Source organism: Frigoribacterium sp. PhB118, from assembly GCF_003751725.1.
GTDB lineage: Bacteria > Actinomycetota > Actinomycetes > Actinomycetales > Microbacteriaceae > Frigoribacterium.
In genome coordinates this window covers 1,094,817-1,117,948 of the sequence record NZ_RKID01000001.1, presented here as the reverse complement: position 1 = coordinate 1,117,948, position 23,132 = coordinate 1,094,817, and the positions used below count along the sequence as shown (strand labels likewise).

The 23,132-nt window shown below is 73.2% G+C and carries 12 protein-coding genes, 1 tRNA gene and 1 other RNA gene; 9 read left to right on the top strand and 5 right to left on the bottom strand.

Annotated features, from left to right (window positions below; all coding sequences use genetic code 11):
* Positions 1 to 17: 17 nt before the first annotated feature.
* A complete protein-coding gene (locus EDF21_RS05070; RefSeq protein ID WP_123570501.1) occupies positions 18 to 1,940 on the top strand; it encodes a helicase HerA-like domain-containing protein in 1,923 nt (640 codons plus the stop codon).
* An 86-nt stretch (positions 1,941 to 2,026) separates the two neighbouring features.
* On the opposite strand, the gene EDF21_RS05065 is transcribed toward EDF21_RS05070, so the two are convergent.
* The 3 genes from EDF21_RS05065 to EDF21_RS05055 form a co-directional block, all read right to left on the bottom strand.
* Entirely contained in the window at positions 2,027 to 2,665 is a 639-nt protein-coding gene (locus tag EDF21_RS05065; protein ID WP_123570500.1) for a hypothetical protein, read from the bottom strand.
* Between the two features lie 158 nt (positions 2,666 to 2,823).
* Positions 2,824 to 3,204 (bottom strand): RNA-binding S4 domain-containing protein, encoded by a 381-nt coding sequence (locus tag EDF21_RS05060; protein ID WP_056046493.1) that lies wholly within the window; start codon positions 3,202 to 3,204, stop codon positions 2,824 to 2,826.
* A 50-nt stretch (positions 3,205 to 3,254) separates the two neighbouring features.
* Positions 3,255 to 3,776 carry a YbaK/EbsC family protein gene (locus tag EDF21_RS05055; RefSeq protein ID WP_123570499.1) on the bottom strand — a complete coding sequence of 174 codons (522 nt, stop codon included), beginning with the start codon at positions 3,774 to 3,776 and terminating at the stop codon, positions 3,255 to 3,257.
* 120 nt (positions 3,777 to 3,896) lie between these two features.
* Here EDF21_RS05055 and EDF21_RS05050 point away from each other — a divergent pair.
* The 4 genes from EDF21_RS05050 to EDF21_RS05035 all read left to right on the top strand — a co-directional run bounded on the left by EDF21_RS05050 (position 3,897) and on the right by EDF21_RS05035 (position 8,673).
* A tRNA-Ser gene (locus tag EDF21_RS05050) sits at positions 3,897 to 3,981 on the top strand.
* A 109-nt stretch (positions 3,982 to 4,090) separates the two neighbouring features.
* Positions 4,091 to 5,404: a PP2C family protein-serine/threonine phosphatase gene (locus EDF21_RS05045; RefSeq protein WP_123570498.1), complete on the top strand. Its 1,314-nt coding sequence runs from the start codon at positions 4,091 to 4,093 to the stop codon at positions 5,402 to 5,404.
* 59 nt (positions 5,405 to 5,463) lie between these two features.
* Positions 5,464 to 6,759: a Na+/H+ antiporter NhaA gene (nhaA, locus tag EDF21_RS05040; protein ID WP_123570497.1), complete on the top strand. Its 1,296-nt coding sequence runs from the start codon at positions 5,464 to 5,466 to the stop codon at positions 6,757 to 6,759.
* Between the two features lie 54 nt (positions 6,760 to 6,813).
* Positions 6,814 to 8,673 carry a BCCT family transporter gene (locus tag EDF21_RS05035; protein WP_123570496.1) on the top strand — a complete coding sequence of 620 codons (1,860 nt, stop codon included), beginning with the start codon at positions 6,814 to 6,816 and terminating at the stop codon, positions 8,671 to 8,673.
* A gap of 89 nt (positions 8,674 to 8,762) precedes the next feature.
* On the opposite strand, the gene EDF21_RS05030 is transcribed toward EDF21_RS05035, so the two are convergent.
* Positions 8,763 to 9,254: a GNAT family N-acetyltransferase gene (locus EDF21_RS05030; RefSeq protein WP_123570495.1), complete on the bottom strand. Its 492-nt coding sequence runs from the start codon at positions 9,252 to 9,254 to the stop codon at positions 8,763 to 8,765.
* 85 nt (positions 9,255 to 9,339) lie between these two features.
* Here EDF21_RS05030 and pta point away from each other — a divergent pair, with 85 nt between their 5' ends.
* A complete protein-coding gene (gene pta, locus EDF21_RS05025; protein ID WP_123570494.1) occupies positions 9,340 to 11,481 on the top strand; it encodes a phosphate acetyltransferase in 2,142 nt (713 codons plus the stop codon).
* On the top strand, positions 11,478 to 12,671 hold the full coding sequence (locus EDF21_RS05020; protein ID WP_123570493.1) for an acetate/propionate family kinase: 1,194 nt from the start codon (positions 11,478 to 11,480) through the stop codon (positions 12,669 to 12,671). Before pta ends, EDF21_RS05020 begins: the two co-directional genes overlap by 4 nt.
* A 120-nt stretch (positions 12,672 to 12,791) precedes the next feature.
* Here EDF21_RS05020 and EDF21_RS05015 read toward each other — a convergent pair whose 3' ends face one another.
* On the bottom strand, positions 12,792 to 13,472 hold the full coding sequence (locus EDF21_RS05015) for an SDR family oxidoreductase (RefSeq protein WP_056046478.1): 681 nt from the start codon (positions 13,470 to 13,472) through the stop codon (positions 12,792 to 12,794).
* A 54-nt stretch (positions 13,473 to 13,526) separates the two neighbouring features.
* On the opposite strand from EDF21_RS05015, the gene ffs reads away from it, so the two are divergent.
* Together ffs and EDF21_RS05005 are read left to right on the top strand one after the other, a co-directional pair.
* Positions 13,527 to 13,623: signal recognition particle sRNA small type (gene ffs, locus EDF21_RS05010), an RNA gene on the top strand.
* A gap of 401 nt (positions 13,624 to 14,024) precedes the next feature.
* Positions 14,025 to 23,027, top strand: coding sequence for a choice-of-anchor G family protein (locus tag EDF21_RS05005; RefSeq protein WP_123570492.1), 9,003 nt, complete (start codon positions 14,025 to 14,027; stop codon positions 23,025 to 23,027).
* Positions 23,028 to 23,132 lie beyond the last annotated feature (105 nt).

Here is a 23,132-nt window from a genome sequence, read left to right as displayed (position 1 = left end):
GTGCCTAGGCTGGCCGCATGACGGACGCGCTCGAGCAGGCCAGGGCGGAGGCCGCCGCAGCGGTCGCCGCCGCCGAGAAGGCGAAGCAGGACGCGGAGGCGGCACTCGCGCGGGCCGAGCGGCTCGCGGCCGAGGCGGACGTCGCCGACGCCGCGGCGGACGCCGGGCTGACCGAACCCGAGCCGGTCGCCGGCACCCCGGTCGACGGCCTGCCCGTCCCGCCCGGCGGGCCGCTCGACGAGTCGGCGGTCGACCTCGTCCGCGCGGGCTACGGTTTCGACGGTCCCGCCCTCGAGCTCGGCGCCCTCGTGAACGGCGATGCCCGGGTCGACGTGCCCGTGCGCATCCCGCTCGCGATGCTCAACCGGCACGGGCTCGTGGCCGGTGCGACCGGCACGGGCAAGACCAGGACCCTGCAGGTGCTCGCCGAGCAGCTCTCGGCGGCCGGGGTCCCGGTGTTCGCGGCCGACGTGAAGGGCGACCTGTCGGGCATCGCGACGCCGGGCGAGGCGAACGAGAAGCTGCTGGCCCGCACGCGGGGGATCGGCCAGGACTGGTCGCCGCAGGCGGCACCGACCGAGTACTTCGCCCTGGGCGGCAAGGGCACCGGCGTGCCGGTCCGCGCGACGGTCAGCGGTTTCGGGTCGCTGCTGCTCAGCAAGGTGCTCGGCCTCAACGACACGCAGGAGAGCAGCCTCGGCCTGGTGTTCCACTACGCCGCGCAGGCCGGGCTGCCGCTGCTCGACCTGTCCGACCTGCGGGCCGTGCTGACCTGGCTGACGAGCGACGAGGGCAAGGGCGAACTCAAGGAGTTGGGCGGGCTGAGCAGACAGACCGTCGGGGTGATCCTCCGCGAGCTGATCACGTTCGCCGACCGGGGGGCCGACGCGTTCTTCGGCGAGCCCGAGATCGACACCGCCGAGTTCCTCCGCACGGCCGAGGACGGTCGTGGCGTCGTCAGCCTGCTCGAGGTGCCCGGTGTGCACGACCAGCCGGCGCTGTTCTCGACCTTCCTGATGTGGCTGCTCGCCGACCTCTACAACGACCTGCCCGAGGTGGGCGACCTCGACAAGCCGAAGCTCGTCTTCTTCTTCGACGAGGCGCACCTGCTGTTCGCCGACGCCTCGAAGGAGTTCCTGGCGCAGATCACGCAGACCGTCCGGCTCATCCGGTCCAAGGGCGTGGGCATCGTCTTCGTCACCCAGACCCCGAAGGACGTCCCGGGCGAGGTGCTCGCCCAGCTCGGCTCGCGCGTCCAGCACCAGCTCCGCGCCTTCACGCCCGACGACGCGAAGGCCCTGCGGGCGACGGTGTCGACGTATCCGACGAGCGACTACGACCTCGCCGCGGTGCTCACCGGCCTCGCCACCGGGGAGGCGGTGGTGACGGTCATGAACGAGAAGGGGGCTCCCAGCCCGGTCGCGTGGACGCGCCTCCGTGCCCCGCGCGGTTCGATGTCGCCGACCCCGGCCGACGTCATGACCGCGGCGGTCGCGGCGTCGCCGTTGACCGCCGCCTACGGTGCGTCGATCGACCGCGACTCGGCCCGGGAGATCCTGGCCCGCAAGCTCGAGGCGGCCGCGCTCGACCAGCGCGAACGGACCGACGCCGCGGCACGTCAGGCCACGATCGACGCCCAGCTCAAGGAGGCCGCGGCCCGCGAGAAGGCGGACGCCCAGGCGGTCACCGCCGCCGAGCGCGAGCGGAAGGCCGCCCAGGCCGAGTACGAACGTCAGCAGAAGGAGTTCGAGCGAGCCGAACGGGCGGCCGCGAAGGCGCGTGCCGGGCGCGGGACGACGACCGGCGCCTCCTCGGGGTCCGGTTCGTCGGGGTCCGGATCGACCGGCGGGTTGCTCGGCGAGGTCCTCGGCTCGAGTGCCGGCAAGGCGGTCGTGCGCGAGGTCGTCAAGGGCATCTTCGGCACGCTGCGTCGCCGCTGAGCCCCGGGTCGGTGCAGTCCCGAGGTGGTGCATCCCCGAGGCGGTGCAGCCCGAGGCGGTGCAGGCCCGGGCCCGCGGGCACGTCCTCAGGCGGGGTTGCCGAACGCCTGGAAGAGCACCACGAGCGTGCCGGTCGCCAGGGCGAACAGGCCGCAGGCGATGGTGACCCCGATCCACGGGCGGCTCTCGTACCAGTAGGGGCTGTCGGGGTAGGCCGCGAAGAACTCGCGGCGGGTGAGGGCCCGGGACAGGACGGTCGTCGGGATGCCGAGTGCGTCGACGACGGCGTGCACGGACGCCTCCGACCAGTACGTGCCCCGCATCCGGAACAGGCGTCGCCCCTCGTCGTCGAGGGCGAGCAGCTGCGTGACGGTCTCGGTCGAGTGGTCCCGGTAGGTGCGGACGAGCACGAGGGAGTCGACCTCGTCGCGCCGCAGCCGGACGAAGCCGGGCAACCACCCCCGCTTGACGAACTCGCTGCGCGTGACGGCCGCGTACGAGAGGCGGTAGCGCCAGTACATGAGCAGTCCCATCACCACGACGCCGCAGGTGACGGCCAGCACGCCGCTCTGGTGGCCGCTCGGCAGGGTCAGCCACAGCACCGCGATCAGCACGGGGGACAGGCTGAAGACGCCGGTGAGCGTGGCGCTCCGGGCGAGTTCGCGCCGTGGCCGCACCGTCACGGTGCCCCGCTCGGTCGGCATCGCCGCGTCGGTCGTGTTCATGTCGTCCCCCCGGGGTCGGCGTGACCCCGAGTCCCCCGACCCGAGGCTGCTGCTGTCGGGGCAGCGCCGTGCCCTCAGCGTAGACGATGCGTTCGCACAGATACCGGGGCGTCCCACCCCAGTGCGGGGAGCCCGTGATCGGGGGACTCGAGCGAGTGTCAGCTCTCTGCGCGGTCCCGGAGGCGCTCGATCTCGCGACGGTCGCGCTTGGTCGGGCGGCCCGCGCCTCGGTCGCGGACCGGTACGGCGGCGACCTCTTCGCGCGGCGGTGGCGGGGGAGTGAGGTCGGTCATCGCCTCGGCCGCGGCCGGAGCACCGACGCGCTTCACGAGGCAGGTCTTGACGACGACGATCCGCTCGAAGCCCGCGATGCGCGCCCGGACCTCGTCGCCGGGACGGACCGCCTGGGCGGCCTTGACGCGCTCGCCGTTCACCCGCACGTGACCGGCCCGGCAGGCGGCGTTGGCGGCCGAGCGGGTCTTGTAGAGCCGGACGGCCCAGAGCCAGGCGTCGACGCGGGCGGACGTGAGGGGCGGCATGGGGAAATGCTACGGGTGGCCGCCGACGTCGAGGACCGAGGGGGCCGGTCTCAGAGGTCGTCGGAGGCGACGCGCGCCGGGGTGCCCCCGGTCACGCGCACCAGCTCGGCGAACGTCGTGGCGAAGACGGTGTTCGCGGTGCCGGCGCTCGCCCAGAGCACGTCGTGGGTCTCGAGCGCGGTGTCGACGAGCGTCCGCACCGGGCTGGGGTGGCCGACCGGGGCCACGCCGCCGATGACCTGGCCGGTCGCGCGCTTCACCTGGTCGGCGTTCGCCCGCATGATCGGGCCCCGGCCGAGCGTCGACGCCACCAGGTCGGTGTCGACCCGGTGGGCGCCGCTGGTGAGCACGAGCAGGGCCTCCCCGCCGGTGTGGAACACCAGGCTGCTGGCGATGGCGCCCACCACGCAGCCGAGGGCGGCGGCGGCCTGTGCGGCCGTGTGCGTCGACTCGTCGAACTCGCGGACCTCGCCCTCGGCGCCGGCGGCACGGAGGGCGGCGACGACGGCGCGGGCCCGCGGCGGCAGGGCGGCGTCGAGGTGCTCCGAGGAGGGGCGGTGCGCGTCGGTCATGCCCCGACGGTAGCCATGAGGGAGCCTCAAGGTCAGCAGCGACACGGGGGCGTCCTCCGGGCCCCGCGGAGTCCGGTACGCTGGTCTCGGTCGTGCGCCGGTTCACCGTGTGCCCGCCCTGGAGGATTCGCCTAGTGGCCTATGGCGCACGCTTGGAAAGCGTGTTGGGTGCAAGCCCTCAGGGGTTCGAATCCCCTATCCTCCGCATCGAGACGGCTCTTCCCTCCCCGGGAGGGGCCGTTTCTCGTCCTCGCCCCACGTTCTGGGGCATCGCCTTCTCCCCGATGGAGGCCCGGTCGCCCTAGCCTTGGGTCATGAGCGTCAGTCAGTTGGGCAACGACACCCTGCGCCCCAGCGTCTGGGGCGACTCCGGCCTCCTCGCGCGGGTCATGTCGGCCGGCTCGCGACGTCACGTCGCCCTGCTCAAGCAGGGCTTCGTCTTCCTCTTCGTGTTGCTCGCCGCGGTCGTGAGCACGCTCATCCCGTGGCTGCCCGTCAGCGATGCACCGAGCATGTGGGCCGGCGTCTTCGCCGCGTTCTGCGGCGTCGTCTTCGCCTCGGTGGTCTCCCGGCGTCCCCGCCTGCTCACCTGGGAGATCGTCATCCCCGCCGCCGACTTCGTCGCGGTGGGCCTGCTCCGCTACGGAACGGGTGACAGCGGGTCCGTCTTCATCCCCATCATCCTGCTGCCGATCGTCTGGATCGCCGTGTGGCCGGGGCGGCTCAGCATCGTGTGGCTGCTGATCGGATCGGCGGTCACCTTCATGCTGCCGTTCGTGATCGAGCCGAGCGGACGCGCGCCCAGCGAGTTCATCCGCATCGCCTTCTCCCTGGCCATCTACGCCACCATCGGCCTCGCCATCAACGAGCTCGCCCGGCAGGCGAGCCGCAAGGTGGAGCTGTCCCGAGCGCAGCAGCACGCGGTCGAACGGGAGCTCGACCGGGCCGCGACCATCCAGCAGTCGCTCCTGCCACCGAAGACGAGCCTCCTTCCCGAGATGTTCGCCGTCCGGGGGAGGTGCATCCCCGCCCGCGCCGTCGGGGGCGACTTCTACGACTGGTATCCCACCCCGGACGGCATCGCCCTGACCGTGGGGGACGTCATGGGCAAAGGCGTCGGAGCGGGGATGATCGCCGCCGCCGTGCGTTCCGTCATCCGCAGTTCGTCGGACGATCTCGACCCCGCCGTGGCCCTGCGTCGTGCGACGACGGGCCTCGCGAGCGGTGACGGCGACGTCCAGTTCACCACGTGCTTCCACGCCCGCATCACGCCGTCGGGCGAGATCCGTTGGGCCGACGGCGGACACGGGCTGGCGCTCATCCGGCGCGCCACCGGTCTCGTGGAGCGGCTGCAGTCGTCCGACCTCCCCATCGGCCTCGGGGACCGCTGGACGTCGTACGCCGACCAGCTGCACCCAGGCGACACGATCGTCTGCATCAGCGACGGGGTCCTCGACCTCTTCCCGGACGAACTGCACGCCTTCAGCCAGTTCCAACTGCTGCTCATCTCGTCCGGTGACCCGAGCGACATCGTGCAGAAGGTCGCCGAGCTGGTCGGCGACGACGAGCAGGCCGACGACGTCACCGTCGTCGCGGCGACGTTCGCCCCGGCTCTGACACGGGCGTGACGGACGCCGTCGCCTCGTTCCGTGCCCGCCCCGGCGTCGTCTGGTAAGACAGGACGACGATGCCACACGACGACCTGCCCTCTTCCCCGCCTCCCGCCGTCGCTCCCGGACTCTTCGCCGAAGAGACGACCTCGGAGTCGACCCGCCTCGGCGAGATCCTCCGGAAGGAGACCGTGGGTGGGGTCGTCCTCGTCGTCGCCGCCGTCCTGGCGGTCGTGTGGGCGAACTCACCGCTCTCGGGGGCGTACTTCGCACTCCGGGACTTCGAGTTCGGCCCGGAGGGTCTCGGGCTGCACCTGAGCGTGGGGGAATGGGCCGCGGACGGGCTCCTGGCGATCTTCTTCTTCCTCGTCGGGCTGGAGCTCAAACGGGAGTTCGTCGCCGGAGAGCTGCGGAAGGTCAGCAAGGCGATCGTGCCGGTGGCCGCCGCGTTCGGCGGAGTCCTCGTCCCCGCCCTGATCTTCACCGCCGTCAACGCCTCCGACCCGGAGGCGGTGCGGGGGTGGGCCATCCCCACCGCGACCGACATCGCCTTCGCCGTCGCGGTCCTCGCCATCGTGGGCTCGAGGTTGCCCAGCGCGCTGCGCATCTTCCTGCTGACCCTCGCCGTCGTGGACGACCTCATCGCCATCGGCATCATCGCGTTCGTCTACACCAGCGCGATCGAGGTCGTCCCGTTGGCACTCGCCATCGTGCCGCTCGCGGCGTACGTGTTCCTCACCCAGAGGTTCCGACGGTTCTTCGGCCTGCACCCCGCCGCGAACTGGTTCATCCTCCTGCCGGTCGCCGTCCTGGTGTGGGGCCTCATCCACGCCTCCGGGGTCCACGCCACCGTCGCCGGCGTCCTCCTCGGTTTCGCCGTCCCCGTCATCCGGAGCCAGGCCAGTGGCGGCCCCGATGCGGGACCGGGGCTCTCCGAGGTCTTCGAGCACCGCTTCCGGCCCATCTCCACCGGTTTCGCCGTCCCCGTGTTCGCGTTCTTCTCCGCGGGCGTCGCCTTCGGTGGCCTCTACGGCCTCAGGACGGCTCTCTCGAGTCCGGTCACGATCGGCATCATCGCCGCTCTCGTCCTCGGCAAACCCGTCGGCATCCTCGCGACGACCTGGATCACGACCAGGATCACCCGGGCAGAACTCGACCGGAGCATCAAGTGGGTGGACCTCACCGGCGTCGCCCTCCTCGGGGGCATCGGCTTCACCGTGTCCCTGCTCGTCGCCGAACTGAGCTACGGGCTCGGCAGCGCTCACGACGACGACGCCAAGGTGGCCATCCTCGTCGCGTCGGTGCTCGCCGCCGTCCTCGCGACGGCCGTCCTGCGACCCCGCAACCGGTACTACCGCCACCAGGATCGGTGACCCGGACGACGTCGTGATTGGGACGGTGGGCCCCTCAACCGTCACCATGGAGGCATGGCCACGACAACTCCGCCCCCTTCCGGGCCCCCCGCCGACCATCCCGCTTCCCTGACGGAGACCGTCTCGACCACCCCTCAACTGCGCCGCTGGGTCTTCTGGCCGGCCGCCGTCGTCGTCCTCGGCTTCGTCGCCTACACCCTGATCGCGCCCGCCTCGGCCGAGGCGCTGTTCCTCGGCCTGCAGAGCGGCATCGTCCGCAACTTCAGCTGGTACTACGTCCTGATCGCCGCCTTCTTCGTCGGCTTCAGCCTGTTCCTCGGGTTCAGCAGGTTCGGTGGCATCAAGCTGGGCAAGGACAAGGACGAGCCCGAGTTCTCGACCGGCTCGTGGTTCGCGCTCCTCTTCGCCGCGGGCATGGGCATCGGCCTCGTCTTCTACGGCGTCTCCGAGCCCCTCAGCCACTTCGCCTCGCCACGACCGGGCGTCACCGGCACCGAGGACCAGCTCGCGCAGCAGGCCCTGACCCAGACCTTCCTCCACTGGGGGCTGCACGCCTGGGCCATCTACGTCGTCCTCGGACTCGCCCTCGCCTACGCGATCCACCGGAGGGGTCGTCCCGTCTCCATCCGCTGGGCCCTCGAGCCCCTCCTCGGCAACCGCGTCCGCGGGGGCTGGGGCAACCTGATCGACGTCATCGCCCTCGTCGGCACGCTGTTCGGCGTCGCGACCTCGCTCGGCCTCGGCGTCATCCAGATCGGCGCCGGCCTCGAGGCCGCGGGCCTCGCCGACAGCAGCATCGTGAGCCAGATCGCGATCATCGCCGTCATCACGGCGGTCACCATCGTGTCGCTCGTCACCGGTGTGACCAAGGGCATGAAGATCCTGTCGAACTTCAACCTGATCCTCGCGGCCGCCCTGCTGCTGTTCATCCTGATCGTCGGACCCACGCAGTTCCTGCTGCGCGACTTCGTGCAGTCCATCGGCGCCTACCTGCAGAACGTCGTCGGCCTGTCCTTCAACGTGACCGCCCAGCAGGGCGCCGCCGGCGAGGAGTGGCAGGGCGCCTGGACCACGTTCTACTGGGGGTGGTGGATGTCGTGGGCGCCCTTCGTCGGCATCTTCATCGCCCGCATCTCGAAGGGCCGCACGGTCCGCCAGTTCGTCTTCGGCGTGCTGCTCGTCCCGACCGCCCTCACCTTCCTGTGGTTCGCCGTCCTCGGTGGTGCGGCCATCCACCAGCAGACCGACGGCTCGGGTGGCCTCGTCGGAGCCGACGGCTCGGTCGACGTCGAGGGGTCGCTCTTCGCCCTGCTCGGCGGCCTGCCCGCCGGGACGGTCCTGACGTTCGGCGCGATCCTGCTCATCGGCGTGTTCTTCGTCACCTCGTCGGACTCCGGATCGCTCGTCATGGCGATGATCGCGTCGGGCGGCGACATCGAGCCGAAGAACTGGCTCCGGGTGTTCTTCGCCCTGGTGGCCGCCCTGCTCGCCGTCGCGCTCCTCCTGACCGGCGGTCTGGACGCCCTGAAGACCGCGGCGATCACGACGGCGCTGCCGTTCAGCATCGTGCTGCTGTTGACCTGTTGGTCGACGATCATCGCCTTCACCCGCGAACGTCGTGCGTACGACAAGGCCGAGCGCGACGTCCTCCTGGAGCACGTCGGCGCGTACTACGGGCTCGAGGTCGACGCCCCGACCCAGGCCGGTGGCACACGACTCGCCCGCCCCTGGGAGGCGGTCAAACGCCGGGTCCGGGGTGGCCGTGACGGTTCCCCGGTGAGCCGGGCGACGTCCGCCTCGGCCGTCGTCGCCGAGCCTCCGCTCCAGGTCGACGTCGTGTCGCCCGACCCGGCCGTCGACGGTCGGCTCGACACGCCCGGCGACACCGGACAGGACGGGTCGACCGGACGCTGACCCCACCGCTCTGCCCACGACGGGCGTCGTCTCCCCGGAGGCGGCGCCCGTCGTCGTCCCGGCGCCTCGTCGGTCCCGTCGCGCCCGGGTCAGGCCAGTCGGCGGATCATGTACCGCAGGTCTAGCCACTCGCCGAACTTCGTGCCGACCTCGCGCAGCACGCCGGCGTCCTCGAAGCCGAGCGACGCGTGCAGCCGCACCGACGCCTCGTTGCCCGCCTCGATCAGGGCCACCATGACGTGCAGCTCGTCCCGCGTGGCCCGCTCGACGAGTTCGGCCATCAGCGCTCGTCCGAGTCCCTTGCCCTGTTGCCCCGGACGCACGTAGACCGAGTTCTCGCAGGTGTGCCGGTAGCCGTCCTTGGCATGGAACGGCCCGTAGCTGCCGTAGCCGAGCACCTCGTCGCCGTCCACCGCGACGATCGCGCTGCGCCGCGCCTCCTGATGGCTGGTCAGCCACTCGCGCCGACCCTCGAGGGTCGGCGTGACGTCGGTCCAGATGGCCCGGGAGTGCGCCACGGCGTCGGCGTGGATCTCGAGGACGCCGGGCAGGTCGGCCTCGGTCGCGGTGCGGATCTGCATGCCGACGAGCCTAGGAGACGTCTCGCGGCCTCCGCCAGCACGCTTCCCCGGCGGCTCGAAGGCTGCCGCCCGTAGGCTGGCGAGCGTGTCGACACGCATCTACATCACCTCTGCCGAAGGCCACACGGGCAAGTCCACGATCGCCTTGGGCGTGCTCGACACGCTCAGCCACGAGGTGGGACGGGTGGGGGTGTTCCGACCCGTCGCCCGCTCGACCGACGAGCGCGACTACGTGCTCGAACTCCTGCTGTCGCACGACAGCGTCGACCTGGCCTACGACGAGTGCGTCGGCGTCAGCTACGACGCGGTGCACGCCGATCCCGATGCCGCGCTCGCCACCATCGTGAGCCGCTTCGCCGCCGTCGAGCGGCAGTGCGACGCGGTCGTGGTGATCGGTTCCGACTACACCGACGTCGGCAGCCCCACCGAGCTGTCGTACAACGCCCGCATCGCGGCCAATCTCGGCGCGCCCGTGCTGCTGGTGCTCGGCGGCCGCAGCGCCGACGGCCAGACGCGGCGCTCGGGCGCCGACATGCGCCAGGTCGCCGAACTGACCACCGCCGAGCTGCGCTCCGAGCACGCGAGCCTGCTGGCCGTCGTCGCCAACCGGGTCGACCCCGACCACCTCGACGAGGTCGTCGGCGGCATCGGCCACGCCCTCGAGGCGTCACCCACCGGGCGGGTCCCGATCTGGACGCTGCCGGAGGACCGCGTCCTCGTCGCCCCGACGATGCGCGCCGTGCTGCAGGCCACCGGTGCGACCCTGCTGCGCGGCGACGACGCCCTGCTCGACCGAGAGGCGCTCGGCGTCGTCGTGGCGGCCATGTCGATGGAGAACGTGCTGCCGCGACTCACCGAGGGTGCCGTCGTCGTGGTGCCGGGCGACCGCTCCGACGTGCTCGTCGCGACGGTGCTCGCCCACGCCTCCGAGACCTTCCCGTCGCTCGCCGGCATCGTGCTCAACGGTGGGTTCGCCCTCGCCCCGCAGGTCGAGCGCCTGCTCGAGGGGCTCGACAGCCCGCTGCCGATCGCGACCACGAGCACGGGCACCTACGACACGGCCCTCGCCATCACCCAGACCCGTGGGCGCCTCGCCGCCGACTCTCCCCGCAAGTACGACCTCGCCCTGGCCCTCTTCGAGACGCACGTCGACGGGGCCGAGCTGTTGCGCCTCCTGCAGGTCAGCCCGTCCGGGGTGGTGACGCCCCTGATGTTCGAGTACCAGCTGCTCGAGCGGGCGCGGGGGGCCCAGAAGCACATCGTCATGCCCGAGGGCGACGACGACCGGGTGCTGCGGGCCGCGTCCACCCTGTTGCAGCGCGGCGTCGCCGCCATCACGTTGCTCGGCGACGAGACGGCCATCCGCGCCCGGGGCGCCGAGCTCGGTCTCGACCTCGCCACCGCCCGCGTGCTCGACCCGTTCGACCCCAGCCTGCAGGTGCTCTTCGCGACCGAGTACGCCAAGCTGCGGGCCCACAAGGGCATCGCGGTCTCGCAGGCGATGGACACCGTGACGGACGTCTCGTACTTCGGCACGATGATGGTGAAGCTCGGCCTCGCCGACGGCATGGTGTCGGGCGCCAAGCACACCACGGCGCACACCATCCGGCCCGCCTTCGAGGTCATCAAGACGCTGCCCGACGTCGGCGTCGTGTCGAGCGTGTTCCTCATGGCGCTCGCCGACCGGGTGCTGGTCTACGGCGACTGCGCCGTCATCCCCGACCCGACCGCCGAGCAACTCGCCGACATCGCGATCTCGTCGGCGCAGACCGCACAGCAGTTCGGCATCGAGCCCCGCGTCGCCATGTTGAGCTACAGCACGGGCGACAGCGGCTCGGGTGCGGACGTCGAGAAGGTCCGCGCCGCCACGGCACTCGTCCGCGAACGCCGACCCGACCTGCTCGTCGAGGGGCCGATCCAGTACGACGCCGCGGCCGACCCGACGGTGGCCGCCGCCAAGATGCCGGAGTCCGAGGTCGCCGGTCGGGCGACGGTGTTCATCTTCCCCGACCTCAACACGGGCAACAACACGTACAAGGCCGTGCAGCGCAGTGCGGGTGCGGTCGCGATCGGCCCCATCCTGCAGGGCCTCCGCAAGCCGATCAACGACCTGTCCCGCGGGGCCCTCGTCGGAGACATCGTCAACACCGTCGCCATCACGGCCATCCAGGCCGGCACGCAGGCCGCCGCCGCCGCCGTCACCAGCACCGAAGGAGCCTCCTCGTGAGCACCGTCCTCGTCGTCAACTCCGGCTCGTCGTCGTTCAAGTACCAGCTGATCGAGCTCGAGGGCGAGCGCACGCTCGCGAGCGGTCTCGTCGAGCGCATCGGCGAGGACGTCGGGTCGACCCGTCACCGCAACGAGGTCACGGGCGACGAGACCCGCAACGACACCCAGCCGATCGCCGACCACGCCGCCGGCTTCGCCGCGATGCTGACCGCCTTCGAGGCGCACGGCCCGTCCTTCGCCGAGTACCCGCCGGTCGCGGTGGGCCACCGCGTCGTCCACGGCGGAGAAGAGTTCGACCGCGCGACGGTCGTCACGCCCGGCGTCGAGAAGGCGATCGACCGCCTGTCGGCCCTCGCCCCGCTGCACAACCCGGCCAACCTGCAGGGCATCCGCGCGGCCGCTGAGGCCTTCCCCGACGTCCCGCACGTCGCCGTCTTCGACACGGCGTTCCACCAGACGCTCGCCCCCGCCGCCTACACCTACGCGATCGACGCCGAGCTGGCGAAGAAGCACCACGTTCGTCGCTTCGGCTTCCACGGCACGTCGCACAAGTACGTGAGCGAGAAGACCGCCGAGTTCCTCGGTCGCCCCCTGGCCGAGCTGAAGACCATCGTGCTGCACCTCGGCAACGGCGCGTCGGCCGCCGCGATCGACGGCGGACGGTCCATCGACACGAGCATGGGCATGACGCCCCTCGAGGGGCTCGTCATGGGCACGCGCTCGGGTGACATCGATCCCGCGGCCGTGTTCCACCTCCACCGTGAGGCGGGACTCGACTTCGCCGAGCTCGAGACGTTGCTCAACAAGGGCAGCGGGCTGCTCGGCCTCACCGGCAGCGGCGACATGCGCGACGTGCAGGACAGCGCGTCCCGGGGCGATGCCGTGTCCGAGGCGGCGCTGGCCGTCTACCGGCACCGCCTGCGGCACTACATCGGTGCCTACGTCGCCCAGCTCGGGGGACTCGACGCCGTCGTCTTCACGGCAGGGGTCGGCGAGAACAACGCCCTGCTGCGTCGTCGGACGCTCATGGGCCTGGAGTTCTTCGGCATCCACGTCGACGACGACCGCAACGAACTCGCGTCCCGCGAGGCGCGGTACATCTCGCCCGAGGGGTCGAGGGTGTCCGTCCTCGTCGTCCCCACGAACGAAGAACTCGAGATCGCGCGACAGGCCGCCGCCCTCAGCTGAGGCGTCTGCGGGTACACGACCCGACCGACCCTCAGACGGGGGAGAGCCCCGGTGCGCTGGTCGCGCCTCCGGGGCTCTCGTCCGTCACTCCGTGGTCGGGGGACGACCAGGAGGCGCGGGTCAGTACTTGATGGTCGCCAGCGCGTCCGAGACGGTGACGTCGCCCGAGACGGCCTCGAACTGCGTCTTGACAGCGGTGCCCTCGATCAGCGCGGTGGCGATGATCTCGGCCACGTCCGCGCGGGGGATGCTGCCGCGCTCGACGGTCGTGCCGACCGTGACCTGGCCGGTGCCGGCGTCGTCGGTCAGGCCACCGGGACGGACGATCGTCCAGTCCAGACCCTCGCGACGGCGGAGGTCGGCGTCGGCCTCGCTCTTCGCACGCATGTACACCTGGTACACGTCGTCGTCGTTCGCGGCGGGCAGCTCGGCCCGCGCCGGGTCGAAGTCGTCCGTGCCGATGGCCGAGACCATGACGTAGCGCGTGACGCCCGCCTTCTCGGCGGCGTCGGCCAGGAGGACGGCCCCGTCGCGGTCGATGGTCAGCTTGCGCTCGGCGCCGCTGCTGCCGCCGCCGCCCGCGGCGAACACGACGGCGTCGGCCCCGTCGAGGTGGCCGGCGAGCGTGTCGACGTCGGTCCGTTCGAGGTCGAGGACGAGGGCACGGGCCCCCGCGGCCTCGAGGTCGGCGGTGTGGTCGGGGTTGCGGACGATGCCGACGGGGTCGTGCCCGGCGTCGGCGAGTCGGCGTTCGAGGAGCTGGGCGATCTTGCCGTGTCCTCCGGCGATGACGATTCTCATGCCCCCAGGCAACACCCCGGGTCGCGGCGACCACTCAGTTGCCGCTAAACTCGTCGAGGCTCCTCACGTGGCGTCATCCAGGCCAATTCCCCCAGGGCAGAAATGCAGCAAGGGTAACCGGGCTCTGACGGGTGCGTGAGGGGTCATTTCTCTTTTGGGGGCCGAAGGCCCCGTGGCCCCCCTTCGTGGGGTGCGCGATCCGCGCGATGCCCCCTAAGCTCGGCATCACGACGAGACCGAACCAGCTCGTCGGGAGCGATCAACCACCGCTCCGGCCGCACCCCTCACCACGGTGCGACCACGCGCGACGGCGCCGTCGCACCCGCACCACACGATCAGGATCAGGACCGATGAGCCCCTCACCACGGCACGTCAGCAGCACCCGCCCCAGGCGAACGAGCCCGCGCACCGCGCGGTAGTCCCGTTCGCCTCGCCGTCGTCCCCGGGCGGCGACGCGGCGACGACACAACAGAACAGCAGCACCTCCCGCCTCACCAGCGGGAGTTCTTCGGATCAGGCGGCGGGCTCGTCCCGTCAGGAAGAGGCACACCCATGCGAAGCCAGACGATCGAGCGTCTCCGGCGCTCCCACGCGTCCCGCGCACTGAAGGCGACGGCGGCCGCCGTCGTCGCGGCGGTCGTCGGCGCGCTCGTCGTCGTCGTCCCCGCGCAGGCGGCCACGACCGACCGCAGCGAGGCCGAGGCGTCGCTCGTCGGCGGAACGGGCATCGTCGCGCTCGACCAGGTCGCCGCACTCGGCGGGGCCTACTCGGCCTTCGGCACCACGCAGAACCCGCCGACGTCGCGCAACCCGCTGAACCTCACCGCCGTCAACGCGCTCACGGTCGGTCTGGGCAACGGCATCCGCCTCCTCGGGGGCAACGGGCTGCTCACCCTCGGCGTCGACGGTCAGTACGCGAACGCCACCGCGACCGGCGCCACCGCCTCGGCCGGTCTCATCGCCCAGGACGGCTCGATCGCCGTCGGCGACGGCAGCCCGGCCCAGCAGACCACCCTCCGCCTCCAGCCGCTGCTCGCCCAGGTGCCCGCCACGCAGGGCGTCCTCAGCGACGTGACCCTGCAGCTCGGCGCGCTCTCGTCGCAGATCACCCAGCAGCGGGGCGCCACCGCCACCACGCCCACGACGGCCTACCAGGTCGCCGGTGCGGAGTTCACCCTGACCAGCCCCGCCGTCCAGGGCGTGACCTCGTCCCTCCGCTCCACGGTCGGCGGCCTGGGGACGGCGGTCAACGGGGTCGCCGGCAGCACCGCCGTCAGCGGCCTCGCGAACTCGATCACCGGCCCGCTCACCACGGCCGTGAACGGCCTGCCCCTCGGTGGCGCCGTCACGCTCGGCCAGCCAACGGTGAACGTGCAGGCGACCGTCGACCTCGACTCGACGATCTCGGCGGAACTCGCCCGTCCCCTGACCAGCGGGCCCGTGACCATCATCCCCAGCACGGGCCAGGTGGTCATCGACCTCGACGCCCTGAACGGTCTGCCCGCGAACACCGACCTCTTGCGTCCCGCGACCATCACCGCGATCACCGCCGGCATCACCGACATCCTGCAGAACCAGCTGCCCACCAACCTCGTGGCCGCCGTGGACGACGCGATCCGCGCGAGCCAGGTGACCGTCGACCTCGCCGTCGCACTGCGCATCCAGTTGGCCGTCGTCGGCGTGAACGAGACGTTGAGCACCCGCACCGTGACCACCCTCGGCGCGCTGCTCGACGGTACCGTCCAGCCGGCCGCCACGACCGTCACCGGGTCGGGTCTCGTCGGTGCTCTCGGCGCCACGGTCCTCCGGGGGGCCCTCCTCCCCGTCGTCGGCACGCTGCTCGGCAGCGTGGGCGGCCTCTACTCGCCCCTGGTGGACGGCACGGCGCTCGCCGCCACGACGACCAGCCTGCGCACCACGACCGCCGCGGTCGTCACGACCCTCGCGCCTCTCACGACGCTGCTCAACCAGCTCGTCCGCGTCACCATCAACGCCCAGGACGGCGCGGGCTTCCGTGACGGCCGAGGCACCGACGCCGGCTCGAGCTCCGTCCACGCGGTCAGCCTCTCGGTCCTCCCGCTGGTGAACGCGTCCCGGGTCGACCTCGCGACCTCCACCGTCCGCGCCGCGGCCCTCGCCCCCCTCAGCATCGCCACGCCCACCGCCGGGCAGGTGTTCGTCGTCCCGGCCTCCCCGGGCGCCACGCGCAACGTCGTGCTGACCGGTGCCGGCGAGCCCGGCGCCACCGTCACGGTCGACCTCGGTGCCGGTCTCACGGGCACCGGCACGGTCGCCGCGGACGGCAGCTGGAGCGTGACCGTCGCGAACGTGCCCGCAGGGGCCTACAGCGCCTCCGTGACCCAGGCCCTCGGCACCGCGACCACCGGCCCCGTCACGCGGGACTTCACCGTCGTCGCGCAGCAGCCGCTCGTCGTCACCACGCCCACCGCCGGACGCGTCTTCACGGTCCTCGACGCCGACTCCACGACCCCCGTGATCGTCTCGGGCACCGCGACCCCCACGGCCACCGTCGCCGTCGACCTGGGCGGCGGCCGCACGGCCACGGCCCTCGTCGCCGCGGACGGCACCTGGTCGACGACCGTCCCGGGCGTGCCCGTCGGCGGCTACACCGCGTCGGTGACCCAAGCCCTCGGTGGAGACGTCTCCGCCGCCGTGACGCGCGCCTTCAGCGTCGTCGCCGGCACGGGCCTGACCATCACGAGCCCGACCTCCGGCACGCAGTACCGTCTGCCCGGAGCCGACTCCACCCGTGACGTCACCGTCTCGGGTGCCGGACAGGCCGGGGCCCCGGTCGCCGTCACCCTCGGCGGCGGCCGCGACCTCACCACGACGGTCGCCCCCAACGGCACCTGGTCCGTGACCTTCCCGGCCCTGCCGGTCGCCACCTACACGGCCACCGCGACGCAGACGGTGGGAGGCGCGGTGTCCGCCCCGCAGACCACCGACTTCACCCTCGTGGCCGCGACCGGCGTGACGATCTCGACGCCGGCGCCCGGTGCGACCCTCACGGTCGCCGACGCCACCTCGACCACCCCGGTCACGGTGACGGGAGCCGCCGAGCCGAACGCCCCCGTCCGCGTGGACCTGGGCGACGGCTACGTGGCCACGACCACGGCCGACGCCACGGGCGCCTGGTCGGCCACCGTGTCGTCCGTGCCCGTCGGGCCCCGGACGATCAGCGTCACGCAGACGGTCGCGGGCGTCGTCTCGGTGCCGGTCACGCAGCCGTTGACGGTCGCCGCCGGTGCGCCGCTCGACATCCTCGCCCCGGCCGAGGGCACCACGGTGCGCGTCGCCGACAGCGCCTCCTCGTCCACGCTGACCGTCTCGGGCACCGCCCAGGTCGGCGCCGACGTCCGCGTCGACCTCGGTGACGGCCTCACCGGTCGGGTCACGGCGGACGCCTCGACCGGCGCCTGGTCGGTGGACGTCGACGGCGTGCCCGTCGGTCAGCGCACGATCTCGGCGACGCAGACCGTCGGCGGCACCGTGTCGCCCGCGCAGACGCGCGTCGTGTCGATCGTCGCCGGGACCCCGGTCGCCATCTCGACGCCGGCCCCCGGGGCCACGATCCCGATCGTCGGCGGCACCACGGCCGACGTGACCGTCACCGGCACGGCCGACCCGGGGGCGACCGTCACGGTCGGCCTCGGCGCCGGCTTCGAGGTGCCGGCCACGGTCGACCCCACCACGGGCGCCTGGACCGCCGTCATCCCCGACGTCCCCGCCGGTGTCCGCACGCTCGGTGCGACGCAGACCCTCGGCGGGACCACGTCCGCGCCGGTCACCCAGCCGCTGACGATCGCGCAGGGCACGCCCCTGGCCGTCACGGCACCGCTCGACGGCGCCGAGTACTTCGTCCCGGGACCGCAGGACACGACGCCCGTCGTCGTCTCGGGCACGGGCCAGGTCGGGGCGACCGTCGAGGTCGACCTCGGCGACGGCCTCGTCGGCCAGGTGGTCGTCCCGGTCTCGGGCCAGTGGTCCGTCGCGGTCGTCGGCGTCCCGGTCGGTCCGCACACGGTCTCGGTGACCCAGAGCATCAACGGCTCCACCTCGGACGCCGTTACGCGGGACGTCCTGGTCAGCGTCGGCGGCGACGTCGTCATCACGGCGCCCGTCCCCGGCACCCAGCTGGTGGTCGCCGACGACCAGGGGACCGCTCCGGTCACCATCGCGGGCACCGGCGTGGCCGGTCTGCCCGTCACCGTCACGGTGGACGGCGTCGACCAGGCCCCGGTCGCCACCGACGCGCAGGGCGCCTGGTCCCTCGTCCTGACCGGGGTCGCCGTCGGCGACCACGTCGTGGGCGCGAGCCAGCAGCAGGGCCCCGACCTCCTCGAGGCCGAGCCGACGGACTTCTCGGTGGTCTCGGCCGAGGCCGACCTCTCCATCACCGCACCCGGTGACGGCGACGTCGTCACGGTCGCCGGCGCCGACAGCACCACCGCCGTCGTCGTGACCGGGACGGCCTACCCCGGTGCGTCCGTCGAGGTCACCCTGGCCGGCGTGGTCGTCCCGACGACCGCCGGGCCCGACGGGCTCTGGTCCGTCACGGTTCCGGGCGTCCCCGTGGGTGACCAGGTCGCCTCCGCGACCCAGACGGTCGATGGCACGACGACCACCGAGCCCGTCACCCGGGCCTTCGAGATCGTCTCCGGGGCCGACGTGGTCATCACGACGCCCGCCGCCGACATCCGCTACGTCGTCGCCTCGCCCGCGGCCACGCAGGACGTCCCGGTCGCCGGCACCGCCCAGCCGGGCGCACGGATCACCGTGACCCTCGACGGCGCCGAGGTCGGCAGCACCCTCGCCGACCCCGTCACCGGGGCCTGGGCGGTCACGCTCGTCGGCGTCGGCGTCGGAGAGCGCGTCCTCGGGGCCTCACAGGCGGTGCGGGACACCGTCCAGCAGGCCGACACGCGCGTCGTGACGATCGACCCGGCCGCCCCGCTGACCATCGTCGCCCCGGCCGACGGCGTCCCGATCGTCCTCGCCGACCCGTCCTCGACCACGACGCTCGTCGTGTCGGGCCAGGCCGAGCCGGGCGCGGTCGTCCGCGTCGACCTCGGCGACGGCTTCACCGACACGGTCACTTCCGGCACCACGACGGGTGCCTGGACGGTGTCCTTCGCCGGGGTGCCCGTGGGCACGCGGACCGTCACCGCCACCCAGACGGTGGGCACCTCGGTCTCGGCTCCCGAGACCCGGGTGGTCCGCATCCTCGCCGGCGACCCCCTCGTCGTCCTGACCCCCGCCGACGGTTCCGTCGTCGACGTGGCCGGGCCCGAGGTCGTGACCACGGTGACCGTCTCCGGCACCGCCGCGGCGGGAGCCACGGTCGACGTGGTCCTCGATCCCGCGACGGGCGCCGACCTCGCCGCCACGACGACGGCCGACGCGGCCACGGGCCGGTGGTCCGTGGACGTCCCGGGCGTGCCCGTGGGCGCGGCCGACCTGTCGGTGACGCAGAGCATCGGCGGCACCACCTCGCCGGCGCAGGAGAGCTCGTTCGAGATCCGCGCGGCCGCCCCGGTCGTCATCGTCGACCCGGACGACACCGTGTTCACGGTGCTCGACCCGGCCGGCACCGTGGACGTCCCCGTCTCGGGCACGGCGTCCCCGGGCGCCCCGGTCTCGGTCCGACTGAACGGGGGAGCGGCCGTCACCACGACCGCCGACCCGACGTCCGGCGACTGGTCCGTCCTCTTCGCCGACCTGCCGACCGCCGTCTACCAGGTGACGGCGTCGCAGACCGTGGCCGGCACGACCTCGACCCCCGTCGCGGCCGGGTTCCGGATCGTGGTCGGTCCCGGGTTGAGGGTCCTGCAGCCCGAGCCCGGTGACGTCGTGACCGTCGCCGACGCGACCGCCTCGACGGCCGTCACGGTCAGCGGCACGGCCGCACCCGGGGCGACCGTCCGCGTCGACCTCGGCGTCGACCTCGTGGCCTCGACGATCGCCGACCCGACCACCGGCGCCTGGAGCGTCGTCGTGGCCGGCGTCACGGTCGGCGAGCGCACGCTCACCGCCACCCAGGCGCTCGGCACCTCGGTGTCGCCCGCCGTCACCCAACCCCTCTCGGTGGTCTCCGCCGCCGCGGTCGTCATCGAGGCCCCGGCCGTCGGGACCGTCGTGGCGGTGGCGACGCCGGACGCGACGACCGACCTGGTCGTGTCGGGCACGGCCGAGCCGGGCGCCTCGATCGCCGTCGACCTCGGCGACGACCTGACCGGCACGGTCACGGCCGACGGCACGACCGGCGCGTGGAGCGTCACCGTGCCGGGCGTCCCGGTCGGCGACCGCACCATCGCGGTCACGCAGACCGTCGACGGCTCGACCTCGACCCCGGTCACGCGGGACGTGTCGATCGTCGTGGCCCCCGCCGCGCCCGCGATCGTCACCCCCGCCCCCGGTGCGACGGTCTCCCTGCTCGACCCGGCCGGCACCACGTCGGTCGTCGTCTCGGGCACCGGTGAGCCCGGCGCCACCATCGCCGTCTCGCTCGGCACGGGCCTCACGGCCGGCGCCACCGTCGGGCCCGAGGGTGACTGGCAGACGACCGTCGACGGAGTCCCCGTCGGCGACTACACCCTGACCGCCACGCAGACGATCCGAGGCGCGACCTCGGCCGCGGCGACGCAACCGTTCACGGTCGCGGCGGCAGCGGGTCTCGTCGTCGACCGGCCCACCGACGGCACGACGGTCGTCGTGCTCGCCGCGGGCGACACCGCCCCGGTGGTCGCGTCCGGCACGGCCCAGCCCGGAGCGACCGTCACGGTCGACCTCGGTGACGGCCTGGTCGGGACCGTCGTGGCCGACCCGACGACCGGCGCCTGGAGCGTCACGGTCGACGGCGTCCCGGTCGGCGACCGCACCGCCTCGGTCACCCAGACCGTCGACGGCGCCGTGTCGACCCCGATCACGCGGGACGTGTCGGTCGTCGTGGCCGCCCCGGTGACGATCACCTCGCCGCCCGCCGGGTCGTCGATCGTCGTCCGTGACGCCGACGACACCACCGACGTCACGGTCACCGGCACGGGTCAGCCCGGCGCCACGGTCGTGGTCGCGGTGGGCGATGACCTCTCCGAGACGACGACGGTGACCCCCGAGGGCACCTGGACCGTCACGGTGGGCGACGTGCCCGTCGGCTCGTACCCGGTCGTCGTGACGCAGACGGTGCCGGCCGGTTCGACGACTCCCGCCACCCAGCAGCTCGACGTGGTGGTCGGCACCCCGGTCACCATCACCGAGCCCGCCCCGGGTGCCACGGTCGTCGTCCTCGACGGCCGGACGACGCCGGTCACGGTGTCGGGCACCGCCCAGCCCGGCGCGACCGTCACGGTCTCGCTCGGTGGCGACCTGACCCAGGCCGTCACGGCCGACCCGACGACGGGGGCGTGGACCACGACCTTCGACGCGGTGCCGGTGGGTGCCGGACCGATCTCGGTGGTGCAGCAGTACGGCACCGTCACGACGGTCCCCGTGACCCAGCCGTTCGCGGTGGTCGCGGCAGACCCGATCCGGATCACCGACCCGGCGACGGGCACGCGCCTCCTCGTGCCGTCCGCCGCCTCGACGGTGGACCTGCCGGTGTCCGGTTCGGCCCAGGCCGGCGCGACCGTCGCGGTGACGCTCGACGACGGCACGGCCGTCACGGTCGACGTGGACGACGACGGCGACTGGTCGACCACCTTCGCGGGGGTCGGCGTGGGCGAGCACGGGGTGTCCGCGACGCAGACCGTCGGCGGGGTCGAGTCGGCTCCGGTCACGACCACGGTCGTGGTCGAGGCCGCCGCGACGCTCACGATCACGGCACCGACCGACGGGCAGCAGTACCAGGCGGGCGACGCCGGCACCGCGCCGGTCGTCGTCCGTGGCCAGGGGCAGCCGGGCGCACCCGTCGCCGTCACGGTCGACGGGGGAGACCCCGTCACCACGACGGTCGACGCCTCGGGCTCGTGGCAGGTGCCGGTCGTGCTCGGCACCGGGACGCACACGGTCTCGGCCGTGCAGACCATCGGAGGCGCCACGAGCGCTCCCGTCGAGGTCTCGGTGGTCGTCGTGCCCGTCCCGGCCGACCCCGCCGCCGCGCCCACCATCACCTCGCCGGCCGACGGACAGCTCGTCGTCGACACCGACGGTGACGGCTTCGTCGACCTGCCGGTCACCGGAACGGGCGAGCCCGGAGCGACCGTCACCGTCTCCGTCGGCGGCATCACGCAGACGGCCACCGTCACCGACGGGGGCACCTGGTCGGTGACCCTGCCGGCGGTCCCGGTCGGCACCCGCACCGTGATCGTCGAACAGACGGTCGGTGGCGTCGTCACCGGCAGCGCGTCGGTCGACGTCACCCTCGCCCCCGCGGCCGAGGTCGCGCCGCTCGTGGTCACCTCGCCCGAACAGGGCTCGATCCTGCCGGCGGGCACGGCGGGGACGGCGGACGTCCTGGTCGGCGGTTCGGCCCAGCCGAACGCCTCGGTGGCCGTCAGCATCGACGGCGGCCTCCCGGTCGTGGTCGACGTGGACGCCGACGGCGCCTGGTCGACCACCCTCGTGGGCGTCGAGCAGGGGCAGCACACCCTGTCCGTGACCCAGACCGTGGGAGGCGCGGTGTCGGCCCCCGAGACCGTCGTGTTCACGGTCTCGCCGGCCGCGAGCACCGACGCCGTCGTCATCACCTCGCCGGCACCCGGCGCGTTGATCGCCGACGTCGACGGGAACGGCCTCGAGGACGTCACGGTGACGGGCACCGGCACACCCGGTGCGCTCGTCACGGTGGACCTCGGCGGCGGGCCGACGCAGTCGGCGACGGTCGGCGCCGACGGCACCTGGGAGGTCGACTTCACGGACGTCCCGGTCGGCGCCTACGTCGTCACGGCGACGCAGACCGCGGACGCGGGCACGACCACGGTGAGCCAGGACCTCCTGATCGCCTCGGTCGACCCCGTGGTGATCACCAGCCCGGTGGCCGGCTCGGTCCTGCAGGCCGGAACCGGCGGCACGACGCCCGTGACGGTCGTCGGGACGGCGGAACCCGGTGCCACGGTGACGGTGCAGCTCGACGACGGCACCGCGCAGGTCGTCCAGGCCGACCCCGGGACGGGGAGCTGGACGGTCGTCCTCGCGGGCGTCGCCGTCGGACCCCACGTGGTCGCCGCGACCGAGACGATCGCGGGCGCCACGTCGGCCCCGGTCACCACCGGGTTCACCGTCGCGGCGGCCAGCGGGACCCCGGGCACGCCGGGCGACCCGGGCACGCCCGGGACCCCGGGGACCCCTGGTACCCCCGGTACCCCTGGCACCCCCGGCTTCCCGGGTCTGCCCGGATCGGGTGGCGGCACCGGCACCGGCACCGGTAACGGCACCGGCAACGGCGGGGGAGCGGTCCCGACCGGCTCCGTCTCGGGCCTGGCGTACACGGGGTCGGACGCCCTCGGCTGGTTCTCGCTCGCGGCCTTCGCCTTGCTGATCGGCCTCGGCCTCGTGTCGGCGACCAGGGTCCGCCGTCGCGCGAGGGGGTCCGCCGAGTAGTCCACCCCGGCCGGGAGCCGCACCCGAGGGCCCGTCGACACGACGGGCCCTCTCGTGCGCCCGGGGCACCGCCAGGGGGCCCCGACGGCGACTCCCGCCGTCGAC